At 66.5% G+C, this 13170-nt stretch carries 13 protein-coding genes; 8 read left to right on the forward strand and 5 right to left on the reverse strand.

Features of this window, described 5'->3' with window-relative positions; genetic code table 11:
- Positions 1–942, reverse strand: a 942-nt coding sequence (locus tag QQK95_RS12145; protein ID WP_284272537.1) for a bacterial transcriptional activator domain-containing protein, incomplete at its 3' end; no start/stop codon positions are given.
- Positions 943–1132: 190 nt separating this feature from the next.
- Between QQK95_RS12145 and QQK95_RS12150 the strand changes: the two genes are divergently transcribed.
- A complete protein-coding gene (locus tag QQK95_RS12150; protein ID WP_284272539.1) occupies positions 1133–1768 on the forward strand; it encodes a class I SAM-dependent methyltransferase in 636 nt (211 codons plus the stop codon).
- Positions 1769–1823: 55 nt separating this feature from the next.
- Here the strand turns inward: QQK95_RS12150 and QQK95_RS12155 are convergent, their stop codons facing one another.
- The gene (locus QQK95_RS12155) at positions 1824–3326 is read right to left on the reverse strand and encodes an ATP-binding protein (protein WP_284272541.1); all 1503 of its coding nucleotides are present in this window, start codon (positions 3324–3326) and stop codon (positions 1824–1826) included.
- A gap of 385 nt (positions 3327–3711) precedes the next feature.
- Between QQK95_RS12155 and QQK95_RS12160 the strand changes: the two genes are divergently transcribed.
- The gene (locus QQK95_RS12160; RefSeq protein WP_284272544.1) at positions 3712–6282 is read left to right on the forward strand and encodes a caspase family protein; all 2571 of its coding nucleotides are present in this window, start codon (positions 3712–3714) and stop codon (positions 6280–6282) included.
- 62 nt (positions 6283–6344) lie between these two features.
- Here QQK95_RS12160 and QQK95_RS12165 read toward each other — a convergent pair whose 3' ends face one another.
- The gene (locus QQK95_RS12165; RefSeq protein ID WP_284272585.1) at positions 6345–6986 is read right to left on the reverse strand and encodes a glutathione S-transferase family protein; all 642 of its coding nucleotides are present in this window, start codon (positions 6984–6986) and stop codon (positions 6345–6347) included.
- A 169-nt stretch (positions 6987–7155) separates the two neighbouring features.
- Here QQK95_RS12165 and QQK95_RS12170 point away from each other — a divergent pair, with 169 nt between their 5' ends.
- The 6 genes from QQK95_RS12170 to QQK95_RS12195 all read left to right on the forward strand — a co-directional run bounded on the left by QQK95_RS12170 (position 7156) and on the right by QQK95_RS12195 (position 11304).
- Positions 7156–7464 carry a hypothetical protein gene (locus QQK95_RS12170; RefSeq protein ID WP_199641822.1) on the forward strand — a complete coding sequence of 103 codons (309 nt, stop codon included), beginning with the start codon at positions 7156–7158 and terminating at the stop codon, positions 7462–7464.
- A 133-nt stretch (positions 7465–7597) separates the two neighbouring features.
- The gene (locus tag QQK95_RS12175) at positions 7598–8605 is read left to right on the forward strand and encodes a LacI family DNA-binding transcriptional regulator (RefSeq protein ID WP_284272586.1); all 1008 of its coding nucleotides are present in this window, start codon (positions 7598–7600) and stop codon (positions 8603–8605) included.
- Between the two features lie 74 nt (positions 8606–8679).
- Positions 8680–9471 carry a 3-methyl-2-oxobutanoate hydroxymethyltransferase gene (locus tag QQK95_RS12180; RefSeq protein ID WP_284272548.1) on the forward strand — a complete coding sequence of 264 codons (792 nt, stop codon included), beginning with the start codon at positions 8680–8682 and terminating at the stop codon, positions 9469–9471.
- A 40-nt stretch (positions 9472–9511) separates the two neighbouring features.
- Complete coding sequence (locus QQK95_RS12185; RefSeq protein WP_284272549.1) at positions 9512–10516, forward strand: sterol desaturase family protein; 1005 nt, start codon at positions 9512–9514, stop codon at positions 10514–10516.
- A 111-nt stretch (positions 10517–10627) separates the two neighbouring features.
- The gene (locus QQK95_RS33475) at positions 10628–10915 is read left to right on the forward strand and encodes a hypothetical protein (RefSeq protein WP_409371682.1); all 288 of its coding nucleotides are present in this window, start codon (positions 10628–10630) and stop codon (positions 10913–10915) included.
- A 71-nt stretch (positions 10916–10986) separates the two neighbouring features.
- The gene (locus QQK95_RS12195; RefSeq protein ID WP_284272551.1) at positions 10987–11304 is read left to right on the forward strand and encodes a MocE family 2Fe-2S type ferredoxin; all 318 of its coding nucleotides are present in this window, start codon (positions 10987–10989) and stop codon (positions 11302–11304) included.
- 93 nt (positions 11305–11397) lie between these two features.
- On the opposite strand, the gene QQK95_RS12200 is transcribed toward QQK95_RS12195, so the two are convergent.
- Together QQK95_RS12200 and QQK95_RS12205 are read right to left on the reverse strand one after the other, a co-directional pair.
- A complete protein-coding gene (locus QQK95_RS12200) occupies positions 11398–12228 on the reverse strand; it encodes an aldo/keto reductase (RefSeq protein ID WP_284272552.1) in 831 nt (276 codons plus the stop codon).
- Positions 12229–12368: 140 nt separating this feature from the next.
- On the reverse strand, positions 12369–13001 hold the full coding sequence (locus tag QQK95_RS12205; protein ID WP_284272553.1) for a Vgb family protein: 633 nt from the start codon (positions 12999–13001) through the stop codon (positions 12369–12371).
- Between the last annotated feature and the right edge of the window lie 169 nt (positions 13002–13170).

Below are 13170 nucleotides of genomic sequence, written 5' to 3' on the forward strand. Positions count from 1 at the left end.
CTTGCGGCCGTAGTCGAGAACGGCGATGCGGTCGGACAGGCCCATGACGCGCCGGTCGAACAGGATCAGCCGGCCGAGCCGCGACACGGCGCTGAGCCAGGCGCGGCAGCTCCTGTCTTCCCAGATCCGCTCGACATGCGAGATGAAGCCCGGAACCAGTACGATGTCGGCGGGGCCGCTGCCTATCGTCTGGTAGGCGATATGGATGCCGTCCACGGCGACATAGCGGGTTCTCGGCATCTCGTCATCGCTGGCGCGCAGCAGAGCGAGCGTGGCCGGGTCCGGCGCCACGCCGAGTTCGTCGCGCAGCAGCCGCACGCAGGCCTCGCCCTGGCGCTCGGCCGCCGCCCGGTCGCCGGCGGCCAGATGGGCGCGGATCAAATGGCGGTGCGCGCTTTCGCTCAAGGGGTCGAGGGCGGCGAGGCGCGTGGCGTGCATCACGGCGCCGCGCGGTTCACCGCCGTCGATCCTGGCTTCCACCAGCCGCTCTAGCGCCTGCACCAGCCGGCTGCGCAGGGCCTCGCGGCGGAAGAACACCCATTCCTCGAATTCGGGACAATCCGGCAGCGCGAAGCCGGCGAGATAGTCGCCGGTGTAAAGGCCGGCGGCCTCGTCGAGCAGCCCGGCATCGCAGGCATGGTCGAAGGCGATGGAGTCGGCCTCGACTGCCGGGCGCAGGCTGAGCGATGCCGCGCTGGCCGATATGATTTCCTCGCCGAACGCGATGCGGATCTTGTAGAGCGTGCGCCGCAGGCGGGCGCGGGCGGCTTCCGCGTCGGCCTCAGGCCACAGCAGCGTGGCGGCGACGTCGCGCGCCACGGGTCCGCCGGCCTCGGTCAGGTAGATGACGAGCGCCGCAGCCTTGCGCAAGGCGAGTTCTATCCGCTGCCCGTTCAGCCGGAACTCCGGAAACCCCAGAAGCCTGAGTTGAATCAGCTCCATCGATCCGCACGCGGCCGCGCAAGGAGAGGACGTTGAGGGGACGCCGGCCTTCTATCCATCCCCGCGAAATCAAGCCGATCCGGCTCGATCAACTCCCTTGGAGCGAGAAATGTCACCGGTCAATACATCAAGCCTTCGCACACCTCTTGCCATGGGCCCCGCCCCAGCCGCCGGGCATGGAGGCTGAGCCATGTGCCAGACCTGCCTTTCCTGGTACGCACGCTGCGTCGCCCCCTATTTCGTCCATGCCGGCTGTTCGGCCGGCGCCTTTTCACGGATGCGCAAGCGCGTCATCCCGCGAGCTGAAGGTGTCGTCGTCGAGGTCGGCTTCGGCTCGGGCCTCAACCTCCCCTATTACGACGCCGCCAGGGTGGAGCGGCTGGTCGGCGTCGACCCCGATGGCACCATGCTCGGCCTCGCGGCACCCAAGAGCCGCGCCATGCCATTCCCAGTCGAATGCATACGCGCCGGCGGCGAAAGCCTGCCCCTGGCCGACGGCTTCGCCGACACGGTGGTCGTCACCTATGCCTTCTGCACCATTCCGGACCCTCAGGCCGCGCTCGGAGAAATCCGCCGCGTCCTGAAGCCGACGGGCCGGCTGATCTTCATCGAGCACGGCCAGGCCGAGGGGCCGCGCGGCCGCCGCTGGCAGGAGCGGCTGAACCGGCTGTGGGGATCGATCGCCGGCGGCTGCCACCTCAACCGCGATCCGCTGCGCCTGATCGGCGGGGCGGGTTTTCGCCTGCTCGAAGTCCAGCATGGGCGGTTCCCCCTGCCCCTGTGGCAGCTGGGCAGCCACCACGCCGGCATTGCGGCGGCGGGCTGACCGGTCTTCGCTGGGCGCGTGTCGCACCAAGAGTCGCACGCGCCATAGCCGCCCTTCACAGCGCCAGGCTCCCCTGCTCCGCCTCCTCGGCATTGGGGTCGCCGGGCGCCGTAGCCCAGGCGAGTTCGACCAGCGTCACGGTGCGCTTTCCCATGCCGTCGACCTGGCAGACGATCAGGCCCTGCTCCTCGATATAGGTCAGCAGGCGGCGGGCGCGGCGCAGCGAGTGCGAACCATAGGCGCGGGCGATCGCGGCGTCGCTCGGGCACGGCCAGCCTTCCTTGGCCGCGCGCGCGATCATCATGAACACGCCCTGCATATCGTCGGGCAGCAGCGAGGCGCGCACGGAAACCTCCCGCCACGCATCGTCCTGCGTCGTCTCGGAGCCGAGGCCGGCGCGGGCGCGCGTCAGCATGCGGCGGAATTCGGCGAGGTCCGGCACCACGGAGGCGAGGCCCTCGATGCGGCAGCGCACCACGAATTCCTGGTAGAGCACGCCGATCACGCGAAAGCCGGCGTCCGGTTGCTCCAAAATGGCGCGCAGCACGCGGTCGACCCGCTCGCGCCGCTCCGCCAGGTCCTCGGCGCTGATTTGCGGCTCCGGCGGTTCGGGACGGATTTCCAGCGCCGCCGACTTCGCCGCCATCAGCTGGTCGAGCAGGTCCGGCGACGCCACCCGGCGCGGCGTGCGCACCGTCTCGGGCGGCGGCGCCGCCAGAATGATCGCGCGGGCGTCCTCGAGGGCCGCTTCCGGCATCGCCATCAGCCGCGGCGTGCCGTTGCGCGGGCTGGTGTCGGTCGGGCCGATGCGCAGGCCGAGCGGCCGCCGCGACAGCGCCGGCCCCAGCGCCATGAACTGCCCGCGCTCCAGGTCGCGAAACGCTTCCGCCTGGCGCCGCTCCATGCCGAGCAGATCGGCGGCGCGCGCCATGTCGATGTCGAGGAAGGTGCGGCCCATGAGGAAATTGGAGGCTTCCGCCGCGACATTCTTGGCGAGCTTGGCCAGACGCTGCGTGGCGATGATGCCGGCGAGCCCGCGCTTGCGGCCACGGCACATCAGGTTGGTCATGGCGCCGAGCGAAAGCTTGCGCGCCTCGTCGGAAACCTCGCCAGCCACCGCCGGCGCGAACAGCTGCGCCTCGTCCACCACCACCAGCATCGGGTACCAGTGGTCGCGGGCGACCTCGAACAGCCCGCCGAGAAAGGCGGCGGCGCGCCGCATCTGGTTTTCGGCGTCGAGCCCTTCGAGGTTGAGCACGGTGGAGACGCGGTGGATGCGCGCCCGCTCGCCGGCCGCCTGCAGGCCGCGCTCGGTATGCTCCTCGGCATCGATCACCAGGTGGCCGTAGCGCTCGCCAAGCGAGACGAAGTCGCCCTCGGGATCGACGATGGTCTGCTGCACCCAGGGCGCGCTCTGTTCCAGCAGACGGCGCAGAAGATGCGACTTGCCGGAGCCCGAATTGCCCTGCACCAGAAGGCGGGTCGCCAGCAGTTCCTCGAGATCGAGGTTTGCTGGGGCGCCCGCCGTGGTGTGTCCCATCTCGATCGCAACGGTCATGTCTCGACTCAAAAAGGTCTCCTGCGCGGCATGGGGCTTAGCAACCCAGGCGCGGCCCGTCGAGCACCGATGGCCGGCAGCCCGGCGTTGCGCACAGTTGTGAGGGAAGGGCCGGCAGGAACGGCCGCCGCCAGCCGCCCCTGTGGATAGTAACCACTCATTCACCATCGGCCGGCGTTGCGATTGCAGAGGCCAGCCATCCGTTTAGCCTGACCTTGCATCGCGCCCCAACGGGATGCACCCCAACGCCCCCAATGGCGGCCGGCGTCTTCAAGTTTCGTTTCGTATGCGCCGGTCGTCAGTTTTCCGCCATTCGGCAAACCTTTTGGTCATTGAGCCGCCACTTTGTGCCGGTTAGCATGGGCTGGGCTGATCGGGGTGGTGCATGGCGGGTTGGCGTCGCTTTGCTCTTTGCGCTGCATTGCTGCTGGCACTGGCCTTAGCGCTGGCATGGCCGGCGCGGGCCTACGACGCCAGGCCGCTGCGCGGCGTGGCACTCGTCATCGGCGAATCGCAATACCGGTCCCTGCCCGCGCTTGCCAACCCGGCCAATGACGCGCGCGCCGTTGCCCAGCTTTTGACCAGCCTCGGCTTCGAGGTCAGCTCCATTCCCGATGGCGACGGGCCTCGCCTGGCGCGCGGCCTCAAGCATTTCGTCGAGGACGCGGCCGGCGCCGATGTCGCGCTGCTCTACTATTCCGGCCATGGCATCGAGGCCGGTGGCGAGAACTACCTGGTGCCGGTCGAGGCGGACGCCTCCTCGCTTGCCGATCCGGCGAACCGGCTGGTGCCGGTCTCCGCTCTTTTGGCCGAGCTCAGGGCCAGCGTGCCGGTGGCGATCCTGCTGCTCGACGCCTGCCGCTCCAACCCGTTCCCGCCAGACGCGACGCTGACCGCCCCTTCCGGCGCGGCACCGGTCGCCGCCGCTGGACTTGACCTGGCGCGCGGCGCGGCGCCGCTGGCGGATGCATCCGGTGCGCCGCAGAGCCTCGGCGAGGTTATCGGCTTTGCCGCCGAGCCCGGCCACGCGGCGCTGGACGGCGAGCCCGGCGGCAACAGCCCCTATGCCGCGGCGCTCCTGAAACACCTCGCGGCCGGCGGCTTCGCCTTCGGCGACGTCATGACCATGGTCGCCGAGGAGGTCTATGTGAAGACCGGCGGCCGGCAACTGCCTTGGACCAATGCCAGCCTGCGGCGGCTGCTCTATTTCGGCCAGGTACCGGAAGAGACCGGCAGCGACGAGGCCTCGATCCGCTCGGCCCGGCGCAAGCTCCTGCTGACCATCGCCGCGACGCCGGCCGAGCAGCGCTCCATGGTCGAGACGGTGGCGGCACAGAACGATGTGTCTCTCGATCAGCTCTACGGCATGCTCGGCGCCTTGCAGGTCGACACGTCTGCCGGTCCGGCCGATCTGCGGGCGCAGCTCGCGGCGGGCGCACAGAAGCTGCGCGAAATCCTCGACCGGCACGACACCGAAACCAGGCAGGACCCGGAATTGATTCGGCTTTCCGGCCTTGCCGACCGAGCTCAATCGGAAGGCGCCATCCAGCTCGCGCTGACCTTCCGCGCCAAGGCGAGCGCGCGCGCCGAGGAGATCGCCACGCAACTCGACGAGGCCGAGGCGGACATCAGGCAGAGGCGCCTGGAACTGGCCGGCACCTTTGCCGATCATGCCCGCACCGCGATCCTCAATTTCGACTACCGCACCGCCGCCCAGCGCTACGAGGACGCCTTCCGCCAGGTGGAGCGCTGGGACCCGAAGACCGCCTTCATCTACAAGATCTTCGAAGGCGACGCGCTGACCGACCAGGGCATGATCAAGGGCGAGAACGCGGCGTTGTCGCAGGCGGTGGACGTCTATGAAGCGGCAAAGCTGCTTCCCGGCGTCGGCGCCTTCACCGGCGGCCCGGCTGGCGTCGCCATCAACGAAGGCATCACGCTGACGGCACTGGCCGCGCGCGAAAACGGTACGGCGCGCGTCGAGCAGGCGATCAAGGTCTACGAGGACGCGCTCGATGTCTTCACCCGCAAGCGCGCTCCGGTATTGTGGGCCACCGTGCTGATCAATCTCGGCAACGCCTACGACCTGATGGGTCAGCGCGCCGGCGGCACGGCCTATTACGCCAAGGCGATGGACGCCTTCCGCCAGGCGACCAAGGTCTACACGAAGAAGACAAATCCCGATGAATGGGCCGGGCTGCAGAACAACATCGGCAATGAATTCACCGCGCTCGGCGACTCCGGCGATGCCAGGAAGAACTACGCCGCCGCGATCGAGGCCTTCCACGGCGCACTCACCGTCTGGACGCGCGACAAGGTGCCGGTGCAATGGGCGATGGCGCTGGCCAACCTCGCCGTCGCCTTACAGAAACTGGGCGAGATCGAGGGCGGCACGGAGAAACTGGAGGCATCGCGGGCCGCCTTCCAGGACGTGCTGGAGGTTCGCAGCCGCCAGACCCAGCCGGTCGACTGGGCCAACACGCAGAACAATCTCGGTTCCGTGCTGCTCTCGCTGGGCCAGCGCGGCAAATGCCCGGACTGTTTCGGGCAGGCTCTCGCGGCTTTCGACAAGGCGCATGAGGTGATCACCCGCAAGCAGGACCCCTTCACCTGGGCGACCATCACCTACAATCAGGGCCGCGCCTACCGCTTCATGGGTGACGCCGAGAACAGCGTGCCGCGCTACCGCAAGGCGCTGGAGCAGATGGACCTGGCGCTGACCGAACTGACACGCGAAAAGTCGCCGGTCATTTGGGGCAAGACTCATTCGGTGCGTGGCGAGATCCTGCTCGCCATCGGCGCCAAGACCCATGACAAGGCCAGCCTGCTCGCGGCCCGCGACGCCTTCATCGCCGCCCGCGACATCTTTCGCGAGCAGCATTATTCCTCCGGCTTCGAGGGCTTCTACGAGAAGGAACTCGGCCTGGTGCAACAGCAGCTCGCCCAGGCGAAATGAGCATCCCGGCCGGGCGAAGCCTTCATCCTCGCCTTAGCCTGGTCGCCATTCCGCGCCTTGTCTCAGGCGGGCTTCACCGGCGGCAGTTCAGGCGCATCCAGCCCCTCGAAAGGGTCGCGCCAGGCGTCGATGGCTTCGAGCCGGCGATACCAGCTGAAGAGCGCGGGATAGTCGCCGAGCGGCAGGCCGGCGGCATCGTTGAAGGGCAGGAAGGCCGCCATGCGGAAATCGGCATAGGAAAGCGACGTTCCGACCAGCCATTGCCGGCGGGCCAGTTCCGCCTCCAGGATCGCGGCCCCCTTGTGGAACTCTTCCAGCCCCTCCCGCACCTTGTCCTCGTCGATCGGCCCGATGCCATAGCGCTGCTTGGTGCCCCGCTCGAAATGCACGGTGTCGCAGGCGCGCATGAAATTCTCCTTGCCCCAGCTCAGCCAGCGGATCATGTCGGGCTCGTCCTCGCCGGTGCGCCAGAAGTCGGAACGCGCCACGCGCGACAGCCGGCACGCTATGGCGTCGGCCTCCCACAGGCTGCCGCCCGGCCATGCCAGGATGGGAATGGAGAGGCTGGGATTGAGCGGCCGGAATCGCTCCGCTTGCCCCGGCGCAAAGGGTGATGCGAATTCGAAAGTCACCTGCGCCTTGAGATGGCGCGCCGTCGCAACCGCCAGGCGCGGATTGGGATTGCGGCTGAAGTACAGTTTCATTCCGCCCGGCACCGCCTCGACCTTGTCACTCATGCAATGCCTCTCCTCGTCCTGGCGAACATGCCAGACCAAGGACGCGGCTGACAGCTGCAATCCGGCAAAGTGTGGGTTGACCACCATTGATGGCGAGGCGACACTTCACCTCGCACCAAGGCAGGAGGAATTTGCGATGGACGAGCCCGAACGGTGGCGCCACATGTCGACGGCGCCCAAGGACGGCAGCCGGATCCTGGTCACGGTCCGTCCCTCCGAACAGGGGCCGGCGGAAGTCGACCTCGCCTACTGGTCGCGCGGCGACCAGTTCGCCGGTGAAGGCTGGCGGGCATCGGACTCCTCGCCCGGCCGCGTCGTCGAATATGCCGAACCGGAACTGAAGTGCTGGATGCCCCTGCCCTCGGCCAACCTCAGCCGCGGCGGCTCGATGCCGGCGCCCTGGGAAGGCGACGACGCGCAGCAGCTGGACGGCTCGGGGATCTAGCGAAACGGGCTTGGCTGCCGATCTTCCACCTGAGGGAAACTGGCAGCTTCGCCAGCCCCGCCGCCATGGTGCATGAAGCCTCGCGCAGGAAAACATGATATCTCCCTGATCAAATCGCATCAGGGAGGGTGCCATCGCCAAACCGACTTTCGCCGACATCGCCCGCCGTGCGGCGGTCGGCACGGCAACCGTCGAGCGCGTGCTCAACGGCCGTGGTGGCGTGCGCCCCGAGACCGTCGAAAAGGTGGTTGCCGCTGCGCGCTCGCTCGATTATCCGCGCCGGTTGCCGGACGCGCATCGTGGTATCATCCGTATCGAGGTCATCCTGGTACGGCCGGACTCGACCTTTTTCTCTCGGCTCTCCCGGGCCTTCGAGCGCATTGCCGCGACGCTCGACCGCACGGTAGCCGTGCACCGGACGTTCCTCGACGAGGAAGATGCCTCCGCCATCGCCCGGCGTATCCGCGAACCCGGCATGCGTCGCGGCGGCCTGATCCTGGCGGTGCCGGACGACCCGCTGATCCGGGCCGCCTTGGCACAAGTCGAGGCGCAGGGTGTCCCCACCGTGCAGGTCGTGACCCGCATCGCCGGCTCGAAAGCCGACTATGTCGGCATCGACAACTACGCGGCCGGCCGCGTGGCAGCCCAACTGATGAGCCGCATGCAGACGCGTGGCGGCAGTATCGCAGCACTCTGCCACAGCCAGATCTACCAGGTGCACCGCGACCGCATCCGTGGTTTTTCCGACTATCTGTCAGAGCATCCGCGCGCCGACCAGGCTTTCGTCGAGGTGCTGTTCGGTCACGATGAGGGTCACCGCAGCGCCGATCTTCTGGTCGATGTCCTGCGCCAGCACCCCGACCTCGCCGGCTTCTACAATGCCGGTGGCGGCAACGGCTCGCTTAACGAGGTGCTGACCCGCCATCCGCGCCGCCACGAAATCTTCTTCGTCGGCCACGAGCTGACCGAACGCAGCCGCGCGGCCCTGCGCGCGGGGACCATGGACGTCGTGCTCGACCAGGCGCCGGAAGCGCAGGCACGCCGCGCCATCGACCTCATCCTGGCCCGGCTTGGCCTGCATGACCTGCCGATCGACAACCCGCCGATCCGCTTCATCACCTTCACCGCCGAGAACCTTTGATCTGATTTGATCAAGGAACCAGCGGCCTTCCGGCGGCCGCGATGATACGCCTCTCGCAAATGGGAGGATCACTGGTGACGAGACGGCTGACGGTACACGACCTGCAAAGCGCCAAGGGCAGCAGGAAATGGCTGCAATTGCATGTCGACACGCCTGCCGAGGCGGCGGCTGCTGTCGCCTGCGATATCGTCATCCTGTCCTGCGAACCCGATCACCATCTCGAAGCCATTCGCCAAGCTGCACCCTTCGCTTTTCTCTCCGTCGGGATGCCGCATGGCGCGGTCGCCTCGCCCGACGAGGCGGTGCGTCTCGGCTTTGCGATGATGAAGCGGGGCGCCGATGCGGTCTACTCATCGCATTCGCCGCGCTTCATCGAGGCCATGGCGACCGAAGGCATTCCCGTCACCGGCCATGTCGGCCTGGTGCCCAACCGCGCCACCTGGACCAATTTCCGCGCCATCGGCAAATCGGCCGACGAGGCCGTAAAAGTGCTGCGGGCCGCCAAGGATCTCGAAAATGCGGGCGCGGCCTGCATCGAGGTCGAAGTGGTGCCAGTCAGGCTTGCCGACCACATCACCCGCGCGACGCCGCTGATCACCATGGGCATGGGCTGCGGCAGTGCCTGCGACACCCAATATCTGTTTTCCTCCGACGTGCTCGGCACCCATACCGGCCACTATCCGCGCCACGCCAGGCGCTATGCCGACTTCGTCACGCTGGAAGCCGAACTGCAGGAAAAGCGGATCGCTGCCTTCCGCGCCTTCGGCCGCGACGTGGCCGATGGCCTCTATCCCGAAACGCGGCACCAGGTGGATATGGACGATGCCGCCTATGACCGCTTCCTCACCCTCGCCCAGTCCTTGTGAAACCAAGTCCTGCCCTGAACCAAGACGTTGTGAGACCGCCATGGACGATTTGAAGTACGGCACACGCAACAAGCGCGGCGACTGGGCTCCGAACGAACCCGCCGGCACCGCGCCGCTGTTCACCTTCCCGCCGAGACCGCTGGCGCTCTTGAAATGGCTGCCGCACTATTTCCTGCCATACAACGTCCTGTTCGCGCTCTCGGCGGTCGCCTGGTGGCGCTTCGTGCTGCCCGACGTCGAGGTGATGAAGACGATGGGCTGGGGCTGGATCCTGCGGCTGTTCCTCGTCAACTGCGCGGCATTGCTGGTGTTCTTTGGTGTCTTCGAACTTCGACTCTACATCTTGAGAAGCCAGGGCAACCGCTTCAAATACAACGGCAAATGGCCATCCGAGCAGAAGAGCAAGGCGTTCTTCTTCGAAAGCCAGAACGTCGACAACATGCTGCGCACCTTCGGCACCGGCATGCCGATCTGGACGGCGATCGAGGTGACGATCCTCTATCTCTACGCCAATGGCTACGTGCCGTGGCTGACCTTCGCGGAACATCCGGTCTACCTGTTCTGCCTCGCGCTGGCGGTGCCGATCATCCACGAGACGCACTTCTTCCTGCTGCACCGGCTCATCCATTGGGGACCGCTCTACAGATGGGTGCATTCGGTTCACCACAATTCGGTCAACCCCTCGCCGTGGTCGTCGCTGTCGATGCACCCGGTGGAGCAGTTCGGCTACCTCGGCGTCGCCTTCTGGCACCTGATCATCCCGTCAAACCCGCTGCTGGCGCTCTACCAGCTCCACTATGCCGGCTTCGGCGCCATTCCCGGCCATGTCGGCTTCGACAAGGTGGAACTGACCGAGGACACGTCAGTCGATAGCCACGCCTACATCCACTACCTCCACCACAAATATTTCGAGGTGAACTACGGCGACGGGCTCATCCCGTTCGACAGATGGTTCGGCACTTTCCACGACGGCAGCAAGGATGGCGAGGCCCGCATGCAGGCCCGCTACGAGAAGAAGAAGGCGCGCGCCAACGCCGCTCCCTGACCGCGGCCCGACCAGACCGCCAGTGGATGGCTCGGCCATCCATCCAGCCACCCCGAAAGGGCCGGTGACAAAAAGGGGGTGAGCCGGCACTCCATCCGCAAGGAGGAAACCGTGAGGAGACTTCTCATCTCAACCGCGCTGGCGACGCTGATGTCGACATCGGCCTTCGCCGCCAAGATCGGCGTCAGCATCGTCAACTTCGACAACAATTTCCAGACGCTGCTCATGCACGGCATGCAGGACCGCGCCAAGGTCACCGTGTTCCAGAACGCCAGGGGCCAAGGCGGCGTGGACGCGGCTCTCGCGCTCGCCGAGAGCGAGAAGGTCGACCATATCGTCTACGTGCCGTTCGAACTGGTGACGCCGGCCAACGCCGCCGACTACCTCAGCAAGAACTGATCCGCAATCAAGGGGTCAGGGCGGTCAAGCCGTTCCGGACCCCTGTCGCCATCGAATTTCAAGGAGAGAAAATGCCGAGCTGGATCAGGGCCTGCGGCCTCGACGACATCGAGCAGGAAGGCGCGCGCCGCTTTGACCATGGCGATCGAACCTACGCCATCTTCCGCTCGCCCGATGACGAGGTGTTCTGCACCGACGGGCTGTGCACGCACGAGGCCGTCCACCTCGCCGACGGGCTGGTGATGGATTACGAGGTCGAATGCCCCAAGCACTCCGGCGCCTTCGACTATCGCACGGGGGCTGCCAAGCGGCTGCCGCCTTGCATCAACCTCAAGAGCTATCCGGCGCGCCTGGAAGACGGCGCCGTGATGGTCGAGTTGCCGGATTGAGGCGGCGCGTTTCGCGATTCGTCATGGTCTCGGGACAGGCGCCGCGAACGGCCGATCTCCCCCAATAAAAGGAAGACCGGCCGTTTCATCCTCTCAGAACAAGAAAGCCGCCGTCGCCGGGTTAGGTCCACCCCGTCCGTCGGCCGAATCCATGCCGGCGATCGTCTCCAAGTCCTGCGCGTCCAGTTCGAAGTCGAAGACGTCGAAATTGGCCGCGATGCGGTCCTGGCGCACCGACTTCGGGATGACGATCAGCCCTTGCTGGAGATGCCAGCGGATGATCGTCTGCGCGGCGGATTTGCCGTGCTTGGCTGCAATGCCGGCGATCGTCGGGTCGCCGAGCAGCCGGCCGCTGCCGAGCGGGCTCCAGCTCTCCGTTTGGATGTTGTGCCCGGCATGAAATTCCCTGAGCGCGCGCTGCTGGAAGCGTGGATGCAGTTCGATCTGGTTGGCCACCGGGACCACGCCGGTCTCGCCGATGATGCGCTCCAGATGATCCTTGTTGAAATTCGAAACGCCGATCGACTTGATGCGGCCGGCTTGCTTCAGCTCGATCAGGGTCTTCCAGGCCTCGACATATTTGTCGCGGCTGGGCACCGGCCAGTGGATCAGGAACAGGTCGATCTGCTCGATGCCGAGTTTTTCCATCGTGTCGTCGAAAGCGCGGAGCGCCGCATCGCGCTCGTGCGCGCCGTTGCGCAGTTTCGAGGTGATGTACAGCTCGCTCCTCGGCACATCGGCGGCGCGGATCGCCTCGCCGACGCCTTCCTCGTTCTGGTAGCCCTGGGCGGTGTCGATCAACCGGTAGCCGGCCTTGATCGCCCAGCCCACCACATCGGCGGTAATCCCGCGATCGACCTGCCACACGCCAAGGCCTAGCTGGGGAATGGCGGTGCCGTCGTTCAGCGTGATCAGTTCGGGCATGGTCGGGATCCTTTGCGAAGAAATGTCCGGGCGGCCGCCCGACCCAGCCTATCTAGGCACCAGCCTGGACGACGACCAGTCACCGGCGGATAAATTCGCCGGCGGTTTCGCGGACTGATGTCTTCGTCAGGGGAACCGGCTCATTTCGGCCGGCGCACCGCCCGCACCACCGGGGTGGATGTGCTGCCGCAGAACAGGCGGTCGCCGCCATCGGATTCAAGCCCCGAGACGGTCATGCCATCAGGCAGGTCGAGCCTCTCCAGAAGCTTGCCGGTTTTCGGATCGACGCGGCGCAGATCGCTCTCGTCGCCCTCCCAGGTGCCGTGCCACAGCTCGCCATCCACCCAGGTCACGCCGGTGACGAAGCGGCTGGATTCGATGCTGCGCAGGATTTTCCCGGTCTCGGGATCGATCTGATGGATCTTGCGCTCGCGGTACTGCCCCACCCAGAGCGTGCCTTCGGCCCAGGTGAGCCCGGAATCGCGGCCGCCGCCGGGCGCCGGGATCGTGGAAAGCACCGCGCCCGTATCGGGATCGATCTTCTGGATGCGGTCATTGGCGAGCTGGAAGAAATGCCGGCCGTCAAAGGCCGTGCCGGCATGTGCGGCGACATCGATCGAACGCAGCGTCTGCCCGCTTTGCGGGTCGAAGGCGTTCAGCCTGTCGCCCGAGGCAAACCAGACGTTCTCGCCGTCGAAACTCACCCCATGTATCCGCTCCACGCCGGGAAAGGGTCCGTATTCGCGCAGGATTTCGGCCGGTGAATGTTTCATGTCTTGATCCTTGTGGTCGTCATCCGCAGATCTTCGGTACGGGCTTCAGCTGTGTCGAGATTCAGATCAGGCCGCCCCATTCGCAGGCCGGCCTCACCTGAATATCGCCGCACCTTAGGACACGTCGATAAATTGCTGAATCGATAAAGCTCGTTTTGGGGGATTCCGA

It is taken from the genome of Mesorhizobium huakuii (assembly GCF_030160235.1).
GTDB lineage: Bacteria > Pseudomonadota > Alphaproteobacteria > Rhizobiales > Rhizobiaceae > Mesorhizobium > Mesorhizobium huakuii.